General features: G+C 68.8%; 14 protein-coding genes. 7 read left to right on the top strand and 7 right to left on the bottom strand.

Annotation, left to right across the window (positions count from 1 at the left end):
• Positions 1-5 precede the first annotated feature (5 nt).
• Both FHS02_RS17640 and FHS02_RS17645 read right to left on the bottom strand, forming a co-directional pair.
• Entirely contained in the window at positions 6-1,031 is a 1,026-nt protein-coding gene (locus FHS02_RS17640) for a formylglycine-generating enzyme family protein (RefSeq protein WP_137313653.1), read from the bottom strand.
• On the bottom strand, positions 1,028-2,794 hold the full coding sequence (locus FHS02_RS17645; protein WP_137313652.1) for an arylsulfatase: 1,767 nt from the start codon (positions 2,792-2,794) through the stop codon (positions 1,028-1,030). The genes FHS02_RS17640 and FHS02_RS17645 overlap by 4 nt, the downstream gene beginning before the upstream one ends.
• 148 nt (positions 2,795-2,942) lie before the next feature.
• Here FHS02_RS17645 and FHS02_RS17650 point away from each other — a divergent pair, with 148 nt between their 5' ends.
• Positions 2,943-4,817 (top strand): ATP-binding protein, encoded by a 1,875-nt coding sequence (locus tag FHS02_RS17650; RefSeq protein ID WP_137313651.1) that lies wholly within the window; start codon positions 2,943-2,945, stop codon positions 4,815-4,817.
• A complete protein-coding gene (locus tag FHS02_RS17655; protein WP_229422601.1) occupies positions 4,793-5,407 on the top strand; it encodes a response regulator transcription factor in 615 nt (204 codons plus the stop codon). Before FHS02_RS17650 ends, FHS02_RS17655 begins: the two co-directional genes overlap by 25 nt.
• A gap of 26 nt (positions 5,408-5,433) precedes the next feature.
• Here the strand turns inward: FHS02_RS17655 and FHS02_RS17660 are convergent, their stop codons facing one another.
• From FHS02_RS17660 to FHS02_RS17670, 3 genes are all read right to left on the bottom strand, one after another.
• Positions 5,434-7,494: a GDSL-type esterase/lipase family protein gene (locus FHS02_RS17660; protein ID WP_217496925.1), complete on the bottom strand. Its 2,061-nt coding sequence runs from the start codon at positions 7,492-7,494 to the stop codon at positions 5,434-5,436.
• Positions 7,495-7,605: 111 nt separating this feature from the next.
• On the bottom strand, positions 7,606-8,994 hold the full coding sequence (locus FHS02_RS17665; RefSeq protein ID WP_137313649.1) for a glycoside hydrolase family 88/105 protein: 1,389 nt from the start codon (positions 8,992-8,994) through the stop codon (positions 7,606-7,608).
• Positions 8,991-10,619 carry a glycoside hydrolase family 43 protein gene (locus FHS02_RS17670; protein ID WP_137313648.1) on the bottom strand — a complete coding sequence of 543 codons (1,629 nt, stop codon included), beginning with the start codon at positions 10,617-10,619 and terminating at the stop codon, positions 8,991-8,993. The genes FHS02_RS17665 and FHS02_RS17670 overlap by 4 nt, the downstream gene beginning before the upstream one ends.
• Positions 10,620-10,935: 316 nt before the next feature.
• Here FHS02_RS17670 and FHS02_RS17675 point away from each other — a divergent pair, with 316 nt between their 5' ends.
• From FHS02_RS17675 to FHS02_RS17685, 3 genes are all read left to right on the top strand, one after another.
• Positions 10,936-13,305, top strand: a complete 2,370-nt coding sequence (locus FHS02_RS17675) for a pectinesterase family protein (protein WP_137313647.1) — start codon at positions 10,936-10,938, stop codon at positions 13,303-13,305.
• A 153-nt stretch (positions 13,306-13,458) separates the two neighbouring features.
• Positions 13,459-17,316 (top strand): beta-galactosidase, encoded by a 3,858-nt coding sequence (locus FHS02_RS17680; RefSeq protein ID WP_137313646.1) that lies wholly within the window; start codon positions 13,459-13,461, stop codon positions 17,314-17,316.
• 118 nt (positions 17,317-17,434) lie between these two features.
• Entirely contained in the window at positions 17,435-17,629 is a 195-nt protein-coding gene (locus FHS02_RS17685; protein WP_137313645.1) for a hypothetical protein, read from the top strand.
• 38 nt (positions 17,630-17,667) lie between these two features.
• On the opposite strand, the gene FHS02_RS17690 is transcribed toward FHS02_RS17685, so the two are convergent.
• Positions 17,668-18,921 (bottom strand): SGNH/GDSL hydrolase family protein, encoded by a 1,254-nt coding sequence (locus FHS02_RS17690; protein ID WP_137313644.1) that lies wholly within the window; start codon positions 18,919-18,921, stop codon positions 17,668-17,670.
• Positions 18,922-19,176: 255 nt separating this feature from the next.
• On the opposite strand from FHS02_RS17690, the gene FHS02_RS17695 reads away from it, so the two are divergent.
• Together FHS02_RS17695 and FHS02_RS17700 are read left to right on the top strand one after the other, a co-directional pair.
• Entirely contained in the window at positions 19,177-22,176 is a 3,000-nt protein-coding gene (locus FHS02_RS17695; protein ID WP_137313643.1) for a TonB-dependent receptor, read from the top strand.
• 109 nt (positions 22,177-22,285) lie between these two features.
• Entirely contained in the window at positions 22,286-25,384 is a 3,099-nt protein-coding gene (locus FHS02_RS17700; protein WP_137313642.1) for a TonB-dependent receptor, read from the top strand.
• Between the two features lie 107 nt (positions 25,385-25,491).
• On the opposite strand, the gene FHS02_RS17705 is transcribed toward FHS02_RS17700, so the two are convergent.
• Positions 25,492-26,328, bottom strand: a complete 837-nt coding sequence (locus tag FHS02_RS17705) for an arylamine N-acetyltransferase family protein (RefSeq protein ID WP_137313641.1) — start codon at positions 26,326-26,328, stop codon at positions 25,492-25,494.
• Positions 26,329-26,343: the final 15 nt, after the last annotated feature.

Raw genomic sequence — 26,343 nt, forward strand, 5'->3', positions numbered from 1 at the left:
GCGGCCTACGGCGCCGCAGGCAGCACCGTGCGGAAGCCGACGTGCGCCGCTCCCAGTGCGGCATCCTGCGGATGGCGCGCCGCTGCCCGGTAACGCGTGCAGAAATCGCTGGCACACAGGAACGAGCCGCCCTTGATCAGGCCTTCTTCGGCCGATAACGCCGCCGGCGCGCCGGTGCCGTGCGGCAGGTGGCTGCCATGCCATCGATCCGACGTCCATTCCCAGACATTGCCGATCATGTCGTGCAGGCCCATGCCGTTGGCCGGGTAGCAGCCCACCGGCGCGCGGTCGGCGTAACCGTCCTCGCGCGAATCGAGGTAGGGGAAGATGCCCTGCCAGAAATTCGCCGCGGGCCGGCCATCCTTGCCACGGGGACCGCGTTCGATGCGTTCGGGCTGACCGTCGGCCCTGGCGGCGTACTCCCACTGCGCCTCGGTCGGCAGGCTGCGGCCGAGCCAGCGCGCGTAGGCGGCGGCATCGGCACGGGTCAGCTGCACCACCGGCTGGTTTTCCCGGCCGCGCAGCGAACTGCCCGGCCCCTCCGGATGGCGCCAGTCGGCACCTTGCACGGCGTGCCACCAGCTGCCGTAGGCTACCTCCTGCCCACGCCCGGCGGGCGGCGCGCGGAACACGGCGCCGCTGCCATGGCGCTCGCCCTCGGTCACGTAGCCGGTGGCGCGCACGAACGCATCGTACTGGGCGTTCGTCACCTCGGTGCGGTCGATCCAGAACGGCGCGGCCGTGGCTTCGCGGACCGGCCGCTCCTCGGCATAGCCGTCGTCGGCGCCCAGCACGAACCGGCCACCCGGCAGGCGCTGCATGCCCGCATGCGGATCGCTGCCCCAGCCGGGCGGCAGGCCGGAATAGGTGGCGCACGCGGCACTGTTTCCCAGCGCGGCCGCGACCGGTGCGGCCGGCGTGGCGCGCAGCGCGTGATTTGTCAGCAGGGCTCCTGCCGCCAGTACCGCGCCGGCGGCCAGCACGGCGCCGGCGGCCAGCGCGAGCGCCGCGCCCCTGGCGAAGCGGCTCATGGCGCAGGCGGGCGCCGGGAGGGAACCGGCAGCCACACCACGCCCGCCTGGCTGGCCCAGGCATCGTAGTCGCGGCGCAGCCGGGCAGCGATCTCCGGCTGCGCCGCGGCCAGGTCGCGGGTTTCGCCGCGATCGTTGCGCAGGTCGTACAGGGCCCAGCTGTTGTCGCCGAACGGCGGCTGCATCGATACCATCTTCCAGCCATCGCGAATCACGTAGCGGCCGCCGAACAGCTCGTCGGCCAGCGCCTGGCCGGCGCGCACGTCGGGGCCGTCCGCGCCATCCAGCCGGGCCAGCAGCGACAGGCCGGTGATCGGGTTGACGGCCTTGCCGGCATACGTGGCGCCCGGGTCGGCGATCCCGGCCGCCGCAAGGAACGTCGGCAGCAGGTCCTTCACATGGGCCAGGTCGTTCAGGGCAGGGCGGCCTGTGGTCTGGCCAGGCAGGCGCACGATCATCGGCGCGCTGACGCCGCCTTCCGCCGGCATGCCCTTCCACAGGCGGAACGGCGTCGCGCTCACTTCCGCCCAGCGCTCGCCATAGGTGACGTTGGACAGCGGCCGGCCGATGTTGGCCAGCGAATTGTCGACGTTGGCATTGTCCGGAAACTGGCTGGCCGCGCCTTCGGCGCCGTTGTCCGACGTGAACACGATCAGCGTGTTGTCGTAGGCGCCGGTCTGCTTCAGGTGCTGGATCAGGCGGCCGATGTTGCGGTCGAGGTTTTCCACCATCGCCGCGTACACTTCCATCTTGCGTGCCTCGGTGGCCCGCTGCGCCGGGGTCAGGCTGTCCCAGCGGGGGCGGCCGAGCGCGCCATCGAGGCCGGGGTTGCCGGTGAAATCGGCCGGCACCAAGCCGAGTGCCTTCTGCCGGGCCAGGCGCCGCGCCCGTATCACGTCATAGCCTTCGTCGTACTTGCCGGCCTGGCGGGCGATGTCGGCATCGGGTGCCTGCAGCGGCCAGTGCGGCGCCGTGTACGCGGCATAGGCGAAGAATGGCTTGCCGTCGCCCAGGTTGCTGTCGATGTAGGCGATCAGCTTGTCGGTATAGGTCGTCGACGAGTAGAAATCGGCGGGCAGCGCGACCGCCTGGCCGTCTTCCTGGTGCACCGAGCCGAGATCGGCCACCGTCGGCCGGCCCGGCACCGGCGCGAAGTGCGAACCGCCGCCCTGCAGCTGGACAAAGGAGCGTTCGAAGCCCCTGGCGTTGGGGAAGGAGGCCGGCCGGAACACCCACGGGCTGCCGCCGCTGGCCAGCGGCGCCGCGCTCGGCATGCTGGCCAGGTGCCACTTGCCGGCCATGTAGGTGTGGTAGCCGGCATCGCGCAGCAGCTGTGCCATCGACAGCGAGCGGTCGTTCAGGTAGCCCTCGTAGCCGGGCGGCAGCGTGTCGAAGCCGTAGCTGTTGGCGGCGCCGTAGGGGGCGACGCCGCCGGCGACCAGGCTGCCGATCGTTTCGGCCATGGTTCCGAGCCCGGCGCGGTGGTGATCGGTGCCGGACATCAGCATCGCGCGGGTCGGCGAGCACGTCGAGCCGGTGTGGTAATTGGGCACCAGGCGGCCGGAAGCGGCCAGCGCATCCAGGTTCGGGGTGCTGATCTCGCTGCCGTAGGCGCCGATGTCGGAATAGCCCAGGTCGTCGGCCATGATCATCAGGATGTTGGGCCGGGCGGCCTGCGGCGGCGGGCTGCCCGAACCGCAGCCGGCCAGGCCCAGGCCGATGGCGCAGGCCGTTGCGAGGACTGGCGATGTCTTCCAGTGCATGCGTGTCTCCGTTATTTTTTTGGGAACCCGATAGTCGGCACAATCGCGCCGGGCGGCTATTGGCACTTGGTACAATTGCGCCCCGGCCGCGGTCGTCGTACCCTTGGCCCGCTGTACCGGTCCGCTCCCTCCTGGTAAGGCCTTCCCGATGATCTTCCTGTCCCGCCAGGCCATGCTCCGCCTGCTGCTGCCAATCGCCCTGTCCTGCGCGGCGCAGGCGGGCAGTTGCGCGGCGCCGGCAAGGGTCCTGCTGCTGATGTCCGGCGGCGCATCGGCACCCTGGTCGCTGCAGCTTGGCGAAGCCCTGCGCGGCGAGGTGCTGCGCAGGCACGCAAGCGCCGAACTCCATCTCGAAGTCCTTCAGCAGCCTGCCGGTGCCGGTGCCGGTGCCGGCGCGGGTGTCATTGCTCATGCGGTACCGCCGCGCTGGCTCACGGAAAAGTACGCCGGGCAGGCCTATGCCGCGGTGGTCCCGCTGACCGTCGACCAGTTGCCGGTCGCGCTGGCGCTGCGCGATCGCCTGTGGCCGGCGGCAACGGTGGTCGTGCCCGACCTCGACCGGGCCAGGCTGGCCGGCCTGGCCGCGGCGCCGCGCGTGACGGGCCTGCTGAAGCAGGACCCCGTCGCGCGCAACCTGGAGCTGATGTTCGCGGTGGCGCCTGCAACGCGGCATATCGCCATCGTCAGCGCGGGCCTGGACCGGGACCCCATCCGGCGCAACTGGCGCGGCGCCCTGCAGCCCTGGCTGCGCCGCGCCACGCTGATCGACCTGGGCGGCCTGGCGCCGGAAGAGCTGTCGCGCCGCCTGCGCGACCTGCCGCCGCGCACCGCGCTGTATTTCGCCGCGCCCAACACGGGCCACAACGCGGCCGTGATGACGCCCTACGACACGCTGCGTGCGCTGGCACCGCAGACGCGGGCGCCCATCTTCGTCGATGCCGCGACCCTGCTCGGGACCGGCGCGCTGGGCGGCTGGGTGCATTCGCCGGCCGTCTTCGCGCGCGACATCGCATCGCAGCTGAACCGGCTGCTGGCCGGCATACCGCCCGCGCGCATCGGCATCGAACCGCACAGCGCGCCCCGCCTGCAGTTCGACTGGCGCGCGCTGCAGCGTGCCGGGCTCGCCGGTGCGCCGCTGCCGCCCGGCAGCGAGCTGCTGTTCCGGCCGCCCGGCCTGTGGGAAGCGTATCGGGGCGCCGTGCTGGCCACGGCCCTGGTGCTGGCCATCCAGAGCGCCCTGATCGCCGCGCTGCTGCTGGAGCGGCGCCGCCGCAAGGGCGCCGAGCGCCGCGCCCGCCGGCACCTGGGCGAACTGGCGCGGCTCGACCGGATAGGCGCGGTCGGCGCCTTGTCGGCGGCGCTGGCACACGAGATCAACCAGCCGCTCGGCGCCATTCTCAGCAACGCGGAAACCGCCGAAGTGCTGCTCGACCTGCCAGCCCCGCCGTATGGCGAACTGCGCGACATCATCGCGGCCATCCGCGACGACAACGCGCGCGCCGCGGCGGTGCTGGTGCGCCTGCGTGCCTGGATCGCCGACGGCGCCGGCCAGCAGCAGCGCGTGGCGCTCAATCCGCTGCTGCTCGACGTGGCGCGCATCCTGCGGGTGGAACTCCATATGCGCAAGACCGAGCTGCGGCTGCAACTGGGCGAGACGGTACCGGACGTGGTGGCCGACGGCGTGCAGATCCAGCAGGTCACGCTGAACCTGGTGCTGAACGCGCTCGACGCGCTGCAGCAGGTCGCGCCGGCACAGCGCCGCGTCACCATCCGGAGCACCCGCAATGCCGCCGGCGGCGCCGATGTCTGCGTCATCGACAGCGGGCCGGGCCTGTCGGACATCGCGGCCGAGCGCCTGTTCGAACCGTTCTTCAGCACCAAGCCGGATGGCCTGGGCGTGGGCCTGTCGATCAGCCGGAGCATCCTGGAACGCCATGGCGGCCTGCTGCAGGCCGAGCGGCCGGGCGGCGGCGGTGCCCTGTTTCGTTTCAGCCTGCCATGCGCGGCGGGGCCGTCGCCATGACGCCGGTGCTGCACCTCGTCGACGACGACCTGGGCTTTCGCCGCGCGCTGGCGCGGCTGCTGCGCGCGCTCGGGCATACGGTGCAGGAATACGGCAGCGCCCAGGAATTCCTCGCGGAGCCCAGCCCGGCAGCGGGCTGCCTGCTGCTCGACGTGCACATGCCCGGCCTGTCCGGTCTCGACCTGCAGGCGCGGCTGGCGCCGCATGGCGACAGCCTGCCCGTGATCTTCATCACCGGGCAGGGCGACATTCCGATGAGCGTGCGGGCGATGAAGGCGGGCGCCGAGGATTTCCTCACCAAGCCGGTCGGCCGGGCGGTGCTGGGCGAAGCGATCGAACGGGCACTGGCGCGGGCGGAACGGGCCCGCGCCGCGCAGGCACGGCAGGCGGAGCGCATGCAACTGCTGGCGCGGCTCAGCGCCAGGGAACACGAGGTGGCACTGCTGCTGGCCCGCGGCTGGCTGAACAAGCAGGTCGCGGCGGCGCTCGGCACGACCGAGCGCACCGTGAAAGCGCACCGCAGCCGTATCATGGAGAAGCTGGCGATCCGTTCGGCCGTGGAGCTGGCGCGGCTGCTCGACGGGGCGTGAAGGGAGCGGGGCGCCGCGCCACCGGTTCAGTGCCGGTCGTTCTCGCCCTTCGGCGGCTGCGCCAGCACCCACATGAAATACAGCGCCTTGGCCGCCTTCGCGCGGGTGACCACCGTGCGCGGCTCCAGCAGCCGCCCGTTGACCATCTTCCCGCGCGCGATGCCCGCATCCGAACGGATCAGGCCCAGTTCATATGCGTCGCGCACCCTGGCCGCATACGCCGGCGCGATGGCGGCCGTGTCCTCCAGTTGCGCCCAGCGCACCAGCGGGTAGTACATCGCGCCCTGCGCGCCACTATCGAGGTTCGGGTCGTAGCCGGGCGAGCCGGGCAGGATGGTCTTGCCGTTGTAGTCGGTCATGTAGGCCGGCTTCGCCGTGAACCTCGCGTGGTAGGCGTCGTGCAGCATCGCACCCATCGCTTCGCGCGTCAGCGGTCCGTCCGCGAAGCCGGGCAGCGCCGCCGCCGGAAGGCCCATCACCTGCTTCAGCGCGCCGGTGAATTCGGCCGTGGCCATCGGCGCCTGCGGATGGAAATCGCCGTGCGCATCCTTGCGCAGCGCGCCCAGCTGCAGCAGCTTTTCGATCTGGTTGCGGTAATACGCGCCTTCGCCGCTGCGGATGTCGTTGGCGATTTCCGGGTAGATCGCCGACCAGTCGCCGGCGGCCACCGCCTGGCGCACGTCGCCGTTCAGTTGCGCCACGATGCCGGCCGCCACCTGGTCGCCCTGCGCCGCCAGGCGCGCCAGCTCCGTCACCACCAGCCGGGCATACTGCTTCGCCAGCGCCTCCTTGTAGTGCGTGCCGTCGATCTTGTTGGCCGGGTGTCCGTTGGCGTAGCTGCCGTCATTGGTCTTGCCCGGCGTTTCGCCCGCCTCGATCGACATCACCATCGCCGTGATGGCGTCGAGGCCGGCGCTGTTGTAGTACTCGATGCTGCGCGCATTCAGGTCCACGGTCGTCACGCCCAGCCCGGCGCCGAGCTTCTTCATCAGGTCGGGGAAGCGGCGCTTGGCGAACGAGTTCACGTACGGTTCGTCCGGCTTCTGCGCCCCGTTCACCCGCGACATCGGCGTCACGAACACCGGTACCATGCCGCGCGCGCGGATCGCCGGCAGGTACACGTCGCGGATCATCTCCTCGTACATCGCCTCGGTGGCGCCGCGGCCATAGCGCCGCGTTTCATCGGCGCTTTCGTCGTTGTGGCCGAACTGGATCATGACCACGTCGCCCACGCGGCCCGCCATCAGGAGGTCGTTCAGCCGGCCCTCGGCGTAGGCATTGCGGAACGACCGGCCGCCCATCGAGTAGTTCAGCACTTTTACACGCGCGGGATCGAACAGGCCGTCGAACACCTGGCCCCAGCCGCTCATCGGCGCTTCGTCGAACGTGTAGGTCTTCACGGTGGAATCGCCCAGCGTGAACAGCGCCGGCGGCGTGCCGGCGGCACGTGCCTGCGGCGCGATCGGCGTCAGCACGATCTGCGCGACACCGACCGGCACGCCGGCCTTCGCGGGCTCGATCTCGATGTCGATGAAGCCGCGCCCGTTGGCATAGCGGTACGACCAGTCGCGGCCCCGGGCCGTCACGGGGGTCTGGTTCGGCACCAGGCCGGCCGCGTCCCAGAATACCGGCTTGACCAGGCGACTGGTCTGCATGCCCGTGACCGATACGACGGTATCGGCCGCGTCGGACGTGGTGCGCACCTTGATCGCATACGCACCCGGCGCGGCCCTGATGCGGAACGCCATGCCGAAGTTGTTGTAATGGTCGGTGGCGGCATTGGCATCGACCGCCGGTTCGGCGATCGTGCAGCCGTCGCTGCCGCAGCGGATGCCTTGCGTGTGCACGGCGCGGGCGGGCAGGGCGGCCGTCCGGTCGACGAAGCCATGGCCGGTGGCGGCGTCATACAGCGGCACCCTGCCGTTCGTGCCGACCGCCACCGCGCCGGACGCGGCGCGGCCGGTGAAGTCGAAGCGCAGTTCGCCTGGCGAGTCCACGCGTGCCAGTACGGCGGGCGTGGCCACGCACGCGGCAAGTGCGAAACCGCCCGCAACGGCGAGCGCGCGGCGGCGATGATTATTTGGCATGGACATCTTGTAATTTCTCCCGTGATCGACAGATACGCGGCGGTTCGCAAGAACGTGTTCAACTGGCCTGGCGCATCCCGCGGACCCGTCGACCTATGACGGCCGCGGCATTCATGGCTGCGGCTTCTTCGGCCCATAATGATAGGTCTTCACCTTGTCGGTGATGACCACGTCCGGGTTGTTCAGCAGCCGGATCATCTCGAAGCCGGCCAGCAGCACCGGGCCGTAGCCGGCCATCGCGTTGATGCTGGTCGGCCGGTTGTAGTAATACACGTGGTCGCTGGCGAACGTGGTGGCGGTCACGCCGTCGACGACGCTGCCGTCCGGCTTGATGCGCGCCGAGATGCCGGCCCATCCCGCCTGCGCGATCGAGCCGTAGGTGGTCGGGCTGATCCAGCCCTGGTTGATCGCGTGCGCCAGCGCGTAGACGAACATCGCCGTGCCGGAAGTTTCCAGGTACGAGTCGTGCCGGTCCAGCATCTGGTGCCACATGCCTTCGCCGGACTGCTGTTTCGCGATGCCGCGCAAGGCGGCGCGGTGTTGCGCCAGTACCTTCTGGTAGCCCGGGTGGCTCTTCGGCAGTACGTCGAGCAGGTCCGACATCGCCAGCACCGCCCAGCCGTTGGCGCGGCCCCAGTAGAACTCGGGCGCATCGGGATTGTTCTGGTTCCAGCCGTGCGTGTACAGGCCGATCTGCCTGTCGAACAGGTACTTCGAGATGCCCAGCACGTTCTTCACGGCGTCGTCGTAGTAGCGCCGCTCGCCTGTCAGGCGGCCCATCTCGGCCAGTGCGGGAATGCTCATGTACATGTCGTCGGCCCACACGGACCATGCCTGCGGGCGGTTGCGCGCCAGCGTGCCGTCCTTCAGCCGCACCTGCCTGCTGTGCACCCAGTCGGCCAGCGTGGCGATCACGGGCGACATGTCCGGGCCGATCTTTTCCAGCCGGGCGCGCACCAGCGCCGCGCACATCGAACCCGAATCGTCCAGCGCATGGGGTTTCACCCAGCGCGCGAAGCTGTTCGCGCGGCCCAGGCTGAAGCGCTTTTCCTGCTCCGTGAAATAGCCGATGCGCTGGTGGAAGAAGGCCAGGTGGCGCTCGGTCATCGCCGTCCATGCCGGGTCGCCCGTCACACGGCGGCCCAGCATCAGGCCGGCGTGCATCACGCCCATTTCATAGTTCATGATGCCGAAATCGTTCGGCGACGGCTCCACGATCGCCGTGGCGACCGGCGCGCTGAAATCGGTGACCGGTTCGCCGGTGGCCTTGTCGACGATCCGGCTGGGCGTGGCGCGGTCGATGAAACCGCGCACGGCGGCCAGCTGCGCGGTGATCTCGGCGACCACCGGCAGTTTATAGGGCACCGGGTAGGTGCCTTCCAGCGGATCGTTGAGGTTCTTGTTGTCCGGATTGCGGTACGGGCCGGCGGCGTGGGCCGACGTGACGGCCAGTGCCGCCAGCAGCATGCAGAGCGTGAGCGCTTTCGTCTGTGTTTTCATTTCGTCACCCGGAAGTAATCGGCATCGAGCCAGGCACCGGAAGGCCGTGCCGCATCGCTGGCGCTGTACAGTCCCATCTGCGCGCCGACCCAGTGGCCCTTGGTGGCGGCGAACGGCGCGCCGGCGTCGGCGAACGTCTTGCCGTCCACGCTGTACTGGAACCGCGCGCTGGCGCCTTCGCCCATCGCCATCCGCAGCGTCAGTTCGGCCGGCGCTTCGTGCAGCAGCACCGTTTCGCTTTCCGTGCAGCGCGGCCGGAACGGCGTGCAGGTGGTGTAGACCAGGTGCAGCGCGGCGCCGCGCTGGCGCAGGCCCAGCGCCGCATAGCTCTGCCCGTTCAGGATCAGGCCCGCACGGTCGCCGTCCTTTGCGCCGTGCAGCGCGATCCTGGTCTCGGCGGTGAAGGTGGTGGCGGGCAGTTTCTGCGCGACGATGTTCGGCGCGGCGCGGACGAAGTCCTTCGATGCCGGCACGGCCAGCACCGGCAGGCGCAGGTGGCCGGGGCGGGCGGCCAGCGAATGCCAGCCTTCCTGTGGATTGGCATTCCATTGCCATTGCAGTCCAAGTACCTTGCCGTCGAATTCGTCGGTGCTGGCCGGCACCGCGACCGGCTGCCCGGCCACCGGTTTTTCATGCGTGGCGACCGGGTTGCCGATGCCCGGCTTCTGTCCGGGCCGGCCGATGACGGGCCAGCCGTCCCGCCACGCCATCGGCTGCAGGTGCACCACGCGGCCATACGCCTTGCGGTCCTGGAAGTGCAGGAACCAGTCCTTGCCGTCCTGCGCGCGCACCCACGCGCCCTGGTGCGGACCGTTGACGGGCGTGTCGCCCTGTTCCATCACGATGCGGTCCTCGTACGGCCCGTCGATGGTGCGCGAGCGGAACACCGACTGCCAGCCGTGCTCGACGCCGCCGGCCGGTGCGAACACGTAGTAATAGCCGTCGTGTTTGTAGAACTTCGGCCCTTCCAGCGTGCGGTAGCCGGGCAGCCTGTCGCCGTCGACGATGACCTTGCCCTGCGTATCGAGCAGGCGGCTGCCGTCCGGCGCCATGCTGCGCAAGGTCAGCCGGTTGTTGATGCCGGCGCGGCTCTTCGCCCACGCATGCACGAGATACGCCTTGCCGTCGTCGTCCCACAGCGGCGACGGATCGATGATGCCCTTGCCCGGCAACAGCAGGCGCGGTTCGCTCCACGGGCCGGCGAAATCCGTCGCCGTCGTCACGTACACGCCGTGGTCTGGGTCGGGATAGAAGATCCAGAACTTGCCGTCGTGGTGGCGCAGGCAGGGCGCCCACACGCCGCCGCCGTGGCGCGGTGTCGAGAAATGCGCCGCCGGCACCTGTTTCGGCAGCGCGTGGCCGACCAGGCGCCAGTTCACCATGTCCTTCGACTCCAGCAGCGGCAACCCGGGCGCGCTGTTGAAGCTCGACGACGTCATGTAGTAGGTGTCGCCGACGCGCACCGCGTCCGGATCGGAGTAGTCCGCATTCAGCACGGGATTCCGGTAGCTGCCGTTGCCCAGGTCGGGCACCCAGGCCTCGGCCGCGTAGGCCTGTGCGAACGGGACGAGATGAGCGGCAAGGGCGATCGCTGACAGCGCGATCCGGTGTCGCAAACGGTGCATGGGGTCTCCTGTTTTTTTATGTGGCACTACGGTTTCGCACATTGGTCAGGCCGCTGATTATTTGGCCTGACCAACTTATTTTCAGGATGGCTCAAAATGCATGATTACGCAAACAGATATTGCCTTAGCCCCGTTATGTTTTCTCACATCGCCCTATGACAGGCGCTGATAGCCCGAACATCGTCGTGCTGGCAATTCTCCCCCGACCTGCTGTAAAGTGGTCAGGCCAGATGTCGCCTGGTGTCGGACACTTTTCCGAAGGAAATGGTGTCGGACACCGGTTTTCGGCTGCGGACAACAACTACAGGAGACAACGATGCAGGTTTTCGGCGGATGGATGGGCATGGTAATGGTGGCTGCGTCGGCGGCGGCCCTGGCCGCGCCGGCGGCGGACCAAGTAGTCCCTATCGAACCCGGCGCACCGGTACATATCGAACCGGGCGCACCGGTGCGCATAGCCGGCGAAGCCGCTGCCGATGCCTGGGTCGAAGCGCGCTTCCGGCCGCTGGCCGGGCAGGGCGGCGACGGCAAGCTGTACGTCGTCGGCCGCTACCGGGATGAAGGCAACTGGTATGGCGCGGGCTTGAGCTACCAGCCGGCGGTGGGGCGCATCCAGGTGGAGATCGTGCGCATGCAGGGCGGCCAGCTGACGCGCCTGAAAGGTTTCGGCCGGGCCGCCGCCGCCGATGGCCGTTTTCACACCGTACGGCTGGAGATGGCGGGCAGCACGCTGGCCACCTACCTGGACGGCGAGCGCATCACCAGCGTGACCGATACCGCGCTGCCGCAGGCGGGCCGTTTCGGCGTCGTCGCCAGCGGCAGCGCCTTCGAAGCCAGCGTGCCCGTCACCGGCGACGCCATGCTGAAGCCGGCGCGGCTGGCGCTGGCCCGCGCGCCGCAACTGGCGCAGCTGACGCTGGGCGATGGCCCGCTGCGGCTCGACGTCAGTGCGCTGGGCAGCTACCGGCTTGCCGGCGATCCCACCGCGGCGCAGCCCGCCGGCAAGCCCGGCACGTTCCTGACCGCCGCCAGCCCGCCGAACGCGACCGCCTTCGGCGCCGTGCCGTTCCGCTTCACGGCCGTGGCGGCCGATCCGGCGCTGGTGCGCGCCGAGGCGGGGGACGGGTCGGTCACGCTGACGCCGCTGGCGCCCGGTGCCACCACGGTCACCTTGGCCAGCATGGACGATCCGAACGTCCGTTCCGTGGTTGCCGTGCGCATCGCGGAACGCAAGGCGCCAGCCACTGCCGCATACCGGCTCGGCGGCGCCGTCACCCCGGCCATCGGCGAACGCGGCGTGCCGTACGACACGCCGCTGCGCCTTCGCTTCGACGCGATGCCGGTCCTGGGCACGTCCGGTGCGATCCGCATCCACCGCAAGCGCGACGGCGCTCTTGCCGACACGATCCACGCCAGCGGAGAATACGACCGGCTGGGCTACGACGGACAGCCATATCGCCGCGCGGTGCGGCTGCAGCCGATCGCCATCGAGGGCCGCAACGCCGTCATCCACCTGCACAGCGCGAAGCTGCAACCGGATGAGGAATACGTCGTCACCATCGACGACGGCGTCTTCGCCGGCCGTCTGAACGGCCAGCCGTTCGCCGGCATCGGCAAGGAGCACGGCTGGACATTCCGCACTCGCGCCGCAGTCCCGCAGCGGGCGACCCTGGTGGTGGACGACGACGGCGCAGCCGACTTCCGCACCGTGCAGGGGGCGCTGAACCACGCGATGCGGCATGCCGCCCGCGCCACGCCGGTCATGGTGGACATCCACAATGGCCGCTACCAGGAGCAGCTGTACCTGCGCGGCAAGGACAACCTGACCTTGCGCGGCCAGAGCCGCGACGGCGTGGTGATCGACGCGCTGAACGGCGACGGCCTCAATCCCGGCTCCGGCACCGCCCAGGACGCGCAATCGCCCGGCATCAACGGCGGCCGTGCCATCTTCCTCGTCGAGGATGCCGACCTGCTGACGCTCGACACGCTGACCATCCGTAACAGCACGCTGCGCGCCTCGCCCGGCGGCGGCCAGGCCGAAGCGGTCTTCTTCAACAGCGAAGGGCGCCTGGTCGCGAAGAACGCCAGCTTCTTCAGCGAGCAGGACACGATCCAGGTACGCGGCTATGCGTGGTTCTACCGCACGCTCATCGCCGGCAACGTGGACTTCATCTGGGGGAACAACCGCGCCGCGCTGTTCGAGGACAGCGAGATCCGCACCGTGGGCGACAGCGCCAATTCCAGGAACGGTGGCTACCTTTTGCAGGCGCGCACCGTGTCGGCCGGCGACCGGGGCTTCATGTTCGTCAACAGCCGGCTCACGCACGGCCCCGGCCCTACCGGCAACGACGTGCCGGCCGGCGCCACGTGGCTGGCGCGCAGCCCCGGCTATGCCTACACGTGGGATCACATCGCCTTCATCGATTGCCGCATGGGCCCGCACATCGCGCCGGCCGGCTGGGCCGGGCCGAATGCGAAGCAGCCGGTGCCGAATCCATCGCTGGCCACGGCCACTGCGGGCTGGCGCGAATACGGCACGATGGACCTGGACGGCAAGCCGCTCGATGTGCGCCAGCGCGTGCATGGCCGGGTGCTGAGTGCCGATGAGGCGAAGGCGGCTTACGGATCGCGGGCGGCCTACTTTTCGGGGTTCGATGGCGGGAAGGGGTGGAGTCCGGTGCCGTGACGCTGCCGGCGTGGCCGCGGCATGCTCGATTGCACAGGTAGACAATCGGAGCCGCGGCGAAACGCTCAATTGTTTGACCAGTGAGGGGTCATGTCACACGGGCAAAAGGCTTTATGATCTGCCACTGTTCCATAGACCAACCCAGAAGCCCCGATGCCCAAGATCCCCGCCTCGTTCCGTCGCCGCTGCGTTCCCCACCTTCTTCAACTGAGCCTCGCCGCGCTGGCATTGCAGGCCGGCGCCCAGGAGCTGGGCATTCCCCAGGCTTCCGACATGCAGCAGCGCCAGTCGCAGGCCGGCATCGGCGCGAATGCGCCGGTATTCCTGATGGCGGCGGTGCCGCTGTCGGCGCAAGGGAAATTCAGCGTATATTCGTCCAGCGACGGCGTCACGTTCACGACACTGGCATCCGAGGCCCATGCGCCGGCCGGCCCGGCGCTGGCCGAGCCGTCGATCGTGCGGCATGACGGTCAGTACTATGCCGTCTACGCGCAGGGTGCGGGCCTGGGCATCGCCCGTTCCGCCGACCTGAAAAAGTGGGAAACGCTGAATATGGCGCCGCTGGCGCTGCCCGGCGGCATGTCCGATGGCAGGCCGGTTTCCGCGCCGCGCTGGGTGCGCGAAGCGAACGGCACGCTGAAGGTGGTGCTTGCCGCGGGTACGCAGACCTTCATGGTCGCGCCGGACGCCGGCTTCACGGCATGGTCGGCACCGCAGGCGGTACAGGGCCTGGCCGGCGGCGCATCGATCATCGCCACCGAGGGCGGCTATACGGCACTGGTACGCAACGCCGCCAGCGGCGTGCTGGAGGTGGCCACGGCGCCGGCGCTGGCGGGGCCGTGGACCGTGGCGCAGCAGGGCAGCGGCCCCGGTGCGTCGGCGGGCGGCCAGTCGCTGGTCAGGCTGGCCGATGGCGCCTGGCGCGCGTATTTCGCCGATGCCGATGCCGATGGCCGCCGGTACTGGTATGCGGACAGCCGCGACCTGCGCACCTGGTCGCCGAGGGCGCAGGTGGGCGGCGTGTCCGGCATGGTCGGCAGCGCGTCGGTCATTCCCGAGGAGCGCAAGGCCTTCGCCGCCGCGACGAAGCCGAAGGGCCAGCCGAAGAAGGTGTCGTGGGACCAGCATTCGCTGATGGTCGACGGCAAGCGCATCGTCGTCTGGTCCGGCGAGGTGCACCCGTTCCGGCTGCCCAATCCTTCGCTGTGGCGCGACGTGATCCAGAAGATGAAGGCGGTCGGCTTCAACGGCATCGCCTTCTACTTCGACTGGGGCTACCACTCGCCGGCGCCGGGCGTGTACGATTTCAACGGCATCCGCAACGTCGAACGCGCGATCGAGATCGCCGAGGAAGAGGGGATGTACATCATCGCCCGCACCGGCCCTTACGTGAACGCCGAACTGACCGGCGGCGGCTATCCGGGCTGGATGTTCCGCAACCGCGCCGAGGCGCGCACCGACGATCCCGCGTACCTGGCGGCGTCCGACGAGTGGATGACCCAGATTAACGCGATCATCGCGCGCCACCAGGTCACGACAGGCGGCGGCAACGTCATCGCCTACCAGCTCGAAAACGAACTGGGCAAGGTGGAACCGAAGCACGTGCGCCAGATGGAGCACCTGGCGAAGAAAGCGCGCGCCGACGGCATCACGGTGCCGTTCTTCCACAACGCGGCCGGCCGCCTGCCCGACTGGGCGCCGAAGGATTCGGCCGCGCCATGGGCCAACAAGGGCCCGACCGACATCTACGCGTTCGACGGCTATCCCGGCGGCAGCTGCAATGTATTCGCCGATCCGTCCGGCCCGAACAAGGCGCCGGACTGGGGCATCTACGCGCAGCCGGGGCCGAAGGCCGGTTCGCTGTCCTCGCCCAACACGCCGGGCTTCGCCGCCGAACTGGGCGCGGGCTGGTTCGACTACTGGGGCTCGAACGGCACCTACGAATGCACGGCCGAGCGCCAGGGCAAGGGCTTCCAGCGCGTGTTCTACGGCACCAACCTGATCAACCGGATCACCATCCACAACGTGTACATGACGTTCGGCGGCACCTCGTGGGGCTGGCTGGCCGGCCCGGTGGTGTACACGTCCTACGACTACGGCGCGCCAATCTCGGAAGACCGCGGCCTGCGGCCCAAGGCGCTGGCGCTGAAGCAGCAGGGCATGATGGTGCAGGCGGCCGAACAGGCGCTGGCGCAGATGGACAAGGGGCCGGTCATCGCCACCTCGTCGGACAAGGTCAAGGTCTACCACAACGTCAATCCGAAGCTGGGCGCGCACGTGCTGCTGGCCGTGCACAGCCCGTCGGACCTGCTGACCGACGACAGCTTCACGTTCGACCTGGCGACGAAGGACGGCAGCTACCGGGTGCCGCTGCGCCTGAACGGCCAGGATGCCAAGATGCTGCTGGCTTCCTATCCGATGGAGCGGCAGCACCTGGTGTATTCCAGTTCCGAGTTGCAGACGCACTTCAACAACGGCGAACGCGACATCGCGGTACTGCATGGCCGCGGCGGCGAAGCCGGCGAAACGGTGCTGCGCTTCACCGGTGCGCCGAAGGTGGAAGTCCTGGCCGGCAAGGTGGCATCGAGCTACGACGCCGCGAAGGGCGACCTGAAGCTGACATACACGCATGACGGCCTGGCGCGCGTGCGCATTACCGGCGGCGGCCGCGCGCCGCTGCTCCTGCTGCTGGCGGACGAGAAGACCAGCCAGCAGTTCTGGACCCAGAAAACCCCGGCCGGGCAGGTGCTGCAGCTGACGCCGGCCATGGTGCGCAGCGCCACGCTGGCCGGCGGCAGGCTGGCGCTGACGGGCGACACCACCGCCGCCAGCACGATCGAGATCTGGGGGCCGCAATTCAGTGCCGCCACGTTCAACGGCGAGGCCCTGTCGCTGGGCGCGCAGCCGGACGGCAGTTTCAGGTCGAACGCCGTGGCCGGCCCGGCCGCCGTGAAGCTGCCGGACCTGGCGGCGCTGCCGTGGACGCGCCGTGCCGGCAGCCCCGAGGCGCAGCCGGGCTTCGACGACGCCGCATGGGTGAAAGCGGACAACCGCGCCTCCGCCGCGCAGACCTGGACGATGCCGGAACGCGGCCAGCCGACGCTGGCGATGAGCGACTACGGCTTCCACCACGGCGACGTGTGGTACCGCGGCCATGTGGACATCACCGACCGGAAGACGAACCAGCTCGAACTGTTCATCGGCGCCGGCGGCGCCGGCATGGCGCAGGTGTGGATCGACGGCCGTTTCGTCGGCCAGCATGAAATGGACACCGGCCGCTCGTTCCCCGAAACCACCGACAGCGTGAAGCTGTCGCTGAGGGGGGCAAATGAGCTGAAGCCGGGCAAGCACGTGATCGCCGTCATGGTGCGCAACAATTCGCACAACTGGAACCTGATGGCCGACGACTACCACCGCGAAGCGCGCGGCCTGATCTCGGCGTCGCTGACCTCGAAGGGCGGCAAGCGCTTCGGCGTGCCGATCGCATGGCGCATCCAGGGCCGGCGCGGCGGCGAGACGCTGGCCGACGTGGCACGCGGCCCGCTGAACAATGGCGGCCTGCACGGCGAACGCGAAGGCTGGCACCTGCCATCGGCCGGCAATCCCGGCGCCGGCTGGACGGCGGCGAAGCCGACCGACGCGCCGCCGGCGCCCGGTACCTACTGGGTCAGGACCAGTTTCGACCTCGACCTGCCGAAGGGGCACGACGTGCAGCTGGGGCTGGCGTTCGGCGATACGTCGAAGCCCCGTTCCGAGCGGGAGAACCGCGCGCTGATCTTCGTGAACGGCTGGAACATGGGCCAGTTCATCGCCCACATCGGCCCACAGCGCACCTTCGTGATCCCGCCCGGCATCCTGAACCCGAACGGGCGCAACACGATCGCGCTGGCGGTCACCACCGACGGCAGGAAGGAAAACGCGCTGGAGCCTGTGCGGCTGGTGAACCTGCGCACCGCGCGCGGCGGCGTGCCGCTGGAGATGGTGGCAACGCCGCAGGACGGGCGCCGCTGAGCGGTGAGCATTGAACGGCCCGGCCTTGCCGGGCCGCCTCCATTCCCCGCTTGGTGCGCCAGCTAACGGACGGCAAGCCGCGATGGGTCCACCCTTGCGCTGATCGACGGGAGGACCCATGGACGCAGGTTACGTAAAGCTGGACAACGATACGGCAATAGCCCACCTGGTACCGCACGCGGATCCGGCGCTGGCCTGCTGGGCCGCGCTGGTGCAGGTGTGGGACGGTATCGAAGGCACTCTCGAGGATACCGACCCGCCCGGCGGCGCGGGAAACGCCACGCCGATCATGCTGGTGCGGCCGTTCGGCTGACCCGGCCGCACCGGCACACGGTTCGACGCAGTTCCTTTTCAGCGCGGCGCGGCCTGCGCGCCATTGAACAGTTCCAGCGGTACCGCGTCGGCCATCGCGGCCATGCCCGCATCGTTCGGGTGCAGGTGGTCGCCGCTGTCGTACTTCACCAGCAGCCGCGCCGGCCGCGCGGGATCGCGCAGGGCGCGGTCGAAATCGATGACGGAATCGAACTCGCGGCTGTCGCGGATCCAGCGGTTGACGGCCTGCCGCACGGCTTCCTTGGCGGGCGTGTAATAGCCGGGGAAGACCGTGCCCTCGAACGGCGTCAGCGTGGCGCCGTGGACGGCGATGCCGTGCGTGCGGGCGCGCGCGATCACCTGGCGGTAGCCGGCGATCAGCTCTTCGGCCGGGGGCACGTCGGCGGCCTTCGGGTGGCCGATGTCGTTGATGCCGATGAGCAGCACCAGGTGGCGCGCGCCGGCGGTGGCCAGCACATCGCGGTCGAAGCGCGCCAGCACGGCGCGGCCGAACGGCGGCCAGCCTTCCGGATCGCGCAGCAGCCGGTTGCCGCCGATGCCGCGGTTGACGACACCCATCTGCGCACCGGCCGGCAGGCGCCGCGCCAGCAAGTCAGGCCAGCGCCGGTTGGCGTTCGCCGTGGTGATGGCGCCATCCGTGATCGAGTCGCCGAGCGCGACGATCGCGCCGCCGCCGGCCATCACGTCCACTTCGGTGAGAAACGGCCACGACGCGATCGTGGCGCGCGTCGGGAACGCCGCCGCGCCGGCGAAGTTGCCCGGGCCGGAAACGTAGCTGGTCTGGTACGCCGCTTCGTGCACCGTGGTGGCTTTCGCCTGGCCCGGCAGGTACAGGCTCACGGCCAGGTCGGACTGCGCCGGTACCGCCAGGTCCACCGGGTCCGACAGCATCGGCGCGCCGGGTGGAATCACGACCGACGGACGGCCGCCGAAGGTCAGCGCGCGGCCCGAGGCGGCGTCGATGGCGGCGCCATTGGCCCGCAACGCCACGTGCGCGGCGCCGACGCGCAGCGGCACGCTGCCCAGTTCATTCGACAGGCGGATACGCACCTGGCTGCCGCCGGCGCTGGTGCGGACGATCAGCCGGACCGTCTGGTTGGTGAACGTCTGCAGCGTCTTCGGCGCCGCATCGGCGGGCGCCGTTCCCCACGTGCCGACCCAGTCCTTGCCGGCTTCCGGCGCGCCATGGGCAAGCGGCACGGCGGCCCATGCCGCCAGCGCGAGGGCCGCGGCCAGCAGGCTGCGCCGCGCGGGCGCAAACGTGTTGTTCAAATTCGTCTCCTGGTTCGTTGAAGTCCCGCGATGGCGGGAACAGGCGACACTGTAAGCAGCGCGGGCAACGCGCGCAAGTGGCGCATGGCGTTGCTTCCAGCCGACAGCATCGTCAACTTTTGCACCAAAACCGGCCGTAACGGCTCAACTACGTGAGTGATTGCGGCGCGTCCCTCCTTTATAAAAAACAATCGTCCTAAGATCGAACCGACTCCGGCAAACGGAGCACGACAAATAAAAAAGCGAGGAGACGGTATGAAGTCCACGAAGCACATGGGGCATCGCGCGCTGCCGGCCGTGCGGTTGACGAGCGTGGCGCTGGCGATCGCCACGCTGGCGGCACAGGCAGCCGCGCAGGAAGCGCCGGCGCAGCAGGGCGCACCGGCGGCACAGGATCCGAACGTCGTCGTCGTGACGGGGTTCCGGGCCAGCCTGAACAGCGCGCTGAACACGAAGAAGAATTCCGACGGCATCGTCGACGTGATCAAGGCCGAGGACATCGCCAAGTTTCCGGATGCGAACCTGGCCGAGTCGCTGCAGCGCGTGCCCGGCGTGGCGCTGGCGCGCGGCGACGGCGGCGAAGGCAAGCAGATCACGGTGCGCGGGCTGAATGCCGGCTTTACGCGGGTGCGCATCAACGGCATCGAGGGTGTGGCGGCGACCGGCGCATCGGACATCAACGGCAGCACGAACCGCGGCCGCGGCTTCGATTTTTCCGTGTTCGCCTCCGAACTGTTCAACAGCCTGGAAGTGCGCAAGACCTCCGAAGCCAGCGTGGAAGAAGGCTCGCTCGGCGCCACCGTCGACCTGCGCACCGGGCGCCCGTTCGACTTCAAGGGCCGTACCGTCAGCATCGGCGTCCAGCAGAACTACAACGACCTGTCGCGCAAGACGCAGCCGCGCGTGACGGCACTGTACTCCGACCGGTGGGAAACCGGCTACGGCCGTTTCGGCGCACTGGTCTCCGGCGCGTGGTCGAAGAAGCGCGCGCAGGAAGAGGGCTACGAAGCGGTGGAGCTGCTCAGCGCCAGCGCCGACGGCGGCTTCTGCTCGCCGCTCGGCGTGTCGCCGCAGTCTCCCGCCAACGACCCGGTGCGCGGTGTCACGGCCACGTCCTGCGGCTTCGGCACCAGCCGGCTGGCCAGCGCCGCGGCCTACAACGACGTGATGGGCCGCACCGACGACTACGGCGGCACGGTCGCCAGCCCTGCCGCCGGCTCCGGCGCCTACCATCCGCGCATTCCACGCTACCGCCGCTCGATGACGGACTACGAGCGCACCGGCATCACCGGCGCGCTGCAGTGGCGCCCCTCGGCGAACACGGACGTCAACCTCGATCTCATGTACGGCAAGTTCGAGAACCGCCGCTACGACAACTACATCTCGGCGATCTCGTTCGGCCGCACGCTGGCGGCCGCCAACGGCAAGCCGCAAACGTCGATCGTGGATGCCCACTTCGACCAGAACGGCAGCTGGGACTACGGCAGGTTCAACGACGTCGACATCCGCACCGAGGGGCTGCTGGACGTGTACAAGACGACATTCAAGCAGCACGTGCTGTCCGGCGGCCACCGTTTCTCGGACCACCTGAAGGTCAACTTCCTGCACGGCGTGTCCGACTCCGAGCTGGACGAGCCGCTGCGCGCAACCGTGCAGTTCGACGCGCCGAACGTGGACGGTTTCGAGTTCGACTTCCGCGAGAACCGCAACGTGCCGAGGCTGAACTTCGGCATCGACGTATCGGATCCGGACAGCTTCACCTTCGGCCCGCAGGAAACCAACGGCACGCTGCACGGCCAGTTCGTCGGCCGCTACCTGAATACCCGCAACCGGCTCAAGACCACGGAGCTGAACGGCGCGTGGGAAGTGAACGACAACCTCACGCTGAAGGCCGGTTTCTCGGCGCGCAAGAACACGTGGAGCAACTACGAAGTCGGCTCGGGCGGCTCCGGCCTGCCGCTGCCGGCCGGTACCACGCTGGCCGACGTGACGCAGCAGGTCAGCGGCTTCGGCCGCGGGCTGGGCGGGGGCGGCGTGCCGTCTTCCTGGGCGGCCGTCGATCTCGACAAGTTCCGCGCCGTGTGGGACATCGAATGCCACTGCGCCGCCGTACCGGGCTCGGAATACAACTTCATCAACCAGGCCAACCGGGGCGTGGAGGAAAAGATCAACGCGCTGTTCGCGATGGTCGACTTCAACTACGACTGGGGCGGCATCGGCTGGCGCGGCAACGTGGGCGTGCGCGGCGCGGACACGAAGGCCACGTCGATGGCGCTGATCAATGTGAACGGCCAGTTGCAGCCGAACGTGGGCGTGAAGAAGTACCGCGACTGGCTGCCCGCGCTGAACGTGACGGCGATGCTGCCGAGCGACGTGTTCCTGCGCTTCTCGGCCGGCAAGACGCTGTCGCGCCCCGAGTACATGGACCTGGCGCCCTCGGTCACGCTGTCATCGCAATCGCAGACCGTCTCGATCGGCAATCCGGAGCTCGATCCGATCCGCGCGCGCACCTATGACCTGCAGGCCGAGTGGTACTACGCCAAGAACGCGATGGTGTCGCTGGGCGTGTTCCGCAAGGAGATCGGCTCGTTCATCCAGGGCGTTTCCGAGCGCGCCGTGTACTCGTCGCTGGGCCTGCCGAACGAACTGCTGCTGGGCGGCGGCTGCTCGATCACCGGTGGCACCCCGGCCTGCGCCACGCTGCCCGATACCACGGTGGTCGTCAACCGCAAGGTCAACACGGCCGGCGGCCCGCTGAACGGCGCCGAGTTCAACCTGCAGACGCCGTTCACCTTCCTGCCCGGCGTGTGGCAGAACTTCGGCCTGCTGGCCAACTACACGTACGTGAAGTCGAAGATCCGCTATATCACGCGGGTCGACAATCCGCGCACGGCGGCCAACGAGGAGCTGTCGCAGACCGCCAACTTCACCGGCCTGTCGCCGCGCGCGCACAACCTGACGCTGTACTACGAGGACGCGAAGTTCAGCGCGCGGGTATCGAAGGCGCACCGCTCGGCCTACCTGTACGCCGTGCTGGGCGACGTGCAGGGCCACGACTTCACCACGGTCGACGCTTCCACCAACTACGACGCCAGCATTTCCTACCAGTTGACGCCGAACCTGCGCATCTCGCTCGAAGGCCAGAACCTGACCGACGAGCCGCTGCGCTACGGCCGCGACACGCAGCGCAACGACACGCTGCTGTATGTGCACTCCGGCCGCACGGCCGTGCTGGGCCTCAGCTACAAGTTCTGATTCCGCAGTAACACCAAGCCCGCAGCCGCGGGCTTGGTGCATTCGCAAGTGTCTTGAATCGGTAATAAACATTCAGGGCGCCCGACATCAACGCAAGAGAGGATGAGACATGCAAAGACCGCAACCGAAGTTGATAGCGCTTGCAGCACTGGCTGTGTGTGCGATGGCCGCCCACGCCAATGCCCAACAGGCGACGGGTGAGGCGGGGCAGCTGGATGGGCAACAGGTCGCGCAGGCAGCCGTGCCGGCGGACCCTCAGCCGGGCGCGCAATCCAGCGGCCAGTCCGGAACGCAGGGCGCAACGGGTTCCACGGCCCAGCCGGCCAGCCAGGGGAGCGGCGCGGAAGCCAACACCGTCGTCGTGACCGGCTTCCGGGCCAGCCTGAACAGCGCCCTGAACACGAAGAAGAATGCCGACGGCATCATCGACGTCATCAAGGCCGAGGACATCTCGAAATTCCCCGACGCGAACCTGGCCGAGTCGCTGCAGCGCGTGCCCGGCGTGGCGCTGGAACGCGGCGACGGCGGCGAGGGCAAGCAGATCACCGTGCGCGGCCTCAATTCCGGTTTTACGCGGGTGCGCATCAACGGCATCGAAGGCGTGGCGGCCACCGGCGCATCCGACATCAACGGCAGCACGAACCGCGGCCGGGGCTTCGACTTCTCCGTGTTCGCATCGGAGCTGTTCAACAGCCTGTCGGTGCGCAAGACCGCCGAGGCGGCCGTCGAGGAGGGGTCGCTGGGCGCCACCGTCGACCTGCGTACCGGCCGCCCGTTCGACTTCAAGGGCCGCACGATCAGCTTCGGCCTGCAGGAATCCTACCGCGAGATGGGCAAGAAAACCCAGCCGCGCGTGACGGGCCTGATCTCCGACCGCTGGGAAACGCCATACGGCCGCTTCGGCGCGCTGGTTTCCGGTGCATGGTCGAAGCGGCGCGCGCAGGAAGAGGGCTACGAGGCCGTCAGCATCGTGGCCGCCAATACCGACGGCGGCTTCTGCTCGCCGGCCGGCGTCAGCCCGCAGACACCGCCGAACGACCCGGTGAAAGGCGTCAATGCCACTTCCTGCGGCTTCGGCGCCGACCGGCCCACCGATGCCACCGCCTATAACGAGGTGTTCGGCCGCCGCGACGACTACGGCGGCCTGCTGGCCAACCCCGCGGCCGGCAATGGCGCCTTCCACCCGCGCATTCCACGTTTCCGCCGCTCGATGACGGACTACGAGCGCCTCGGCCTGACAGGCGCGCTGCAGTGGAAGCCGAACGCCGACACGGACGTCAACCTGGACCTCATGTACGGCAAGTTCGACAACATCCGCTACGACAACTACATCTCGGCGATCTCGTTCGGCCGCACGATGGCGCAGGCCAACGGCAAGCCGCAGACGTCGATCGTGGATGCCGAATTCAACGAAAACGGGCGCTGGATCTACGGCAAGTTCAACGACGTCGATATCCGCAGCGAAGGCCTGGTGGACGTTTACCAGACCATCTTCAAGCAGCACGTGTTCACGGTCGGCCACCGCTTCTCCGACACGCTGCGCGCCAACTTCATGCACGGCGTATCGGACTCCGAGCTGGACGAACCGATGCGCGCCACCGTGCAGTTCGACGCGCCGAACGTGGACGGTTTCTCGTTCGACTTCCGCCAGAACCGCGACGTGCCAATCCTGAACTTCGGCATCGACGTGGCGAACCCGGACAACTTCACCTTCGGTCCGCAGGACCCCAACGGCACGCTGCGCGGCCAGTTCGTGGGCCGCTACCTGAACACGACCAACCGGCTGCAGACCACGCAGGCCGACGTGGAATGGGAAGTCAACGACCGCATCACGCTGAAAACCGGGCTGTCGGCACGCAAGAACCGCTGGAGCAACCTGGAGCTGGCTTCGGGCGGCAACGGCCTGACACTGCCGGCCGGCACCACGGTGGGCGACTATACCCAGCAGATCACCGGCTTCGGCAAGAACCTCGGCGGCACCGGCGTGCCGACGTCGTGGGCCACGGTGGACCTCGATAAGTTCCGCTCCGCATGGGACATCGAATGCCATTGCGCCGCCGTCCCGGGCTCCGAATACAACTACCTGACGCAGTCGAACCGCTGGGTCGAGGAGAAGATCAACGCGGTGTTCGCCAGCGTCGACTTCAACTACGACGTGGGTCCGGTGACCTTCCGCGGCAACCTGGGCGTGCGCGGCGCCGAGACGACGCTCAATTCGATGGCGATGATCAACGTGAACGGCCAGCTGCAGCCGAACTACGGCTACAAGAAATACCGCGACTGGCTGCCGGCGCTGAACCTGACGGCGATCCTGCCGAACGACGTGTTCCTGCGCTTCTCGGCCGGCAAGGTGATGTCGCGCCCCGACTACGTGGGCCTGACGCCATCGGTCTCCGTCAACACCACCGGCCAGTCGGTCTCGATCGGCAATCCTAACCTGGACCCGATCCGCGCCAACACCTTCGACCTGCAGGGCGAGTGGTACTACGCCAAGAACGCGATGGTCGGGCTGGGTGTGTTCCGCAAGGACATGAAGTCGTTCATCCAGGGCGTGTCAGAACTGCAGACCTACTCGTCGCTGGGCATCCCGAACGACCTGCTGCAGACGCCGACCGGCTGCTCGATCACCGGCGGCACGCCGGCGTGTCCGACGACGCCGGATACGGTCGTGACGGTCAGCCGCCAGGTCAACACCAGCGGCGGCCCGCTGAACGGCGCGGAATTCTCGTGGCAGACGCCGTTCTCGTTCCTGCCGGGCGCCTGGTCGAACTTCGGCATGATGGCCAACGTGACGCGCGTGAAGTCGAAGATCAAGTACCTGACGCGCCTCGACAATCCGCGCACGCCGGACAACGAGGAGCTGTTCATGATCACCAACTTCACCGGCCTGTCGCCGCGCGCCAACAACCTCACCGTCTACTACGACGACGAGAAGTTCAGCGCCCGCGTCTCGCGCGCCAACCGTTCCAGCTACTACCGGGGCATCCGCGGCAACGTCGACGGCCACGACTACCTGGTCGCCGACGGCACCACCACGTACGACATGAGCACGTCGTACCAGGTCACGCCGCAGCTGCGCATCTCGTTCGAGGCGCAGAACCTGTCGAACGAACCGACCCGCTACTACAACGACACGCAGCGGCAGGACACGCTGCTGTTCGTGAAATCGGGGCGCACCTTCGTGCTGGGGGCGAGCTACAAGTTCTGACGATGTGAAAGGGCCGGCGGTATCGAGCATGCCTCCGGCTTCAAACCAAAATCAGGGACGGACCCTGTTTTTAAGGAAATTTCCTGAAAAATAGGGTCCGTCTCTATTTATTGTGACCGGGTGATGCCGTCGAGCTTCGCCGCCAGGCCGGGAACGCCGGCGGCGGCGAGGCCGAAGGTGTCTTCCAGCACCCCGGCGATCTCGCTGCCCGACGCCAGTTCGCGCCGCACGGCCGGCAGGCCGGCCGGCTGGAACGAGTAGCGCGTGTTGTGCAGCACGTGCCGCCCCTCGTCGACCGTGCGCACGGCGATCAGGTCGCGGGTGAAGTGGGAAACTGGATGCGTCGAGACGTACCAGTTCGACATCTCGACGTCCACCGGATAGGCGGGGCGCAGGTCGAACACGTACAGGTGCAGCCAGTCGCCATCGGTTTCCGCTTCCAGCCGCCATTCGCCGCCCGCGGTTCCCAGGCTGGCAAGGCGGTAGCGGCCGTGCGGCGTCTGCTGGACGACACCGTCGACCAGGCGCAGCGGCGCGGTCGGCGTCATCTTGCCGAAACCGGTGTCGGAAATGAAGCGCTCGCCGTCGATCTCCACCAGCAGCAGCATGTGGGTGCGCGGCGTGACCGCGTCGGGCGGCGCCGTCATGCGCACGCGCGCCAGCAGCGGCGTCGCGTGGAAACCCAGCGCCGCGAGCGCGTGCCGGTACAGCGTGTTGTGCTCGAAGCAGTAGCCGCCGCGGCGCGTGGTGAATTTTTCCACCAGTGCCGGGATCTCCAGCGGCACGGCCAGCCCGGCCAGCGGATTGAGGTTCTCGAACGGGATGGCCTGGATATGGCCGCGCTGGAGCTGCGCCAGCGTGTCGAGCGATGGCGCGGCGCCGGGCGCGGCGCTGGGCAGGTTGATGCCTGTTAAGTTGAAATAGGCGGCGATGGAGTCAGGCACTGGATGCTCCCGGAG

The organism is Pseudoduganella umbonata, from assembly GCF_014192225.1.
GTDB lineage: Bacteria > Pseudomonadota > Gammaproteobacteria > Burkholderiales > Burkholderiaceae_D > Rugamonas > Rugamonas umbonata.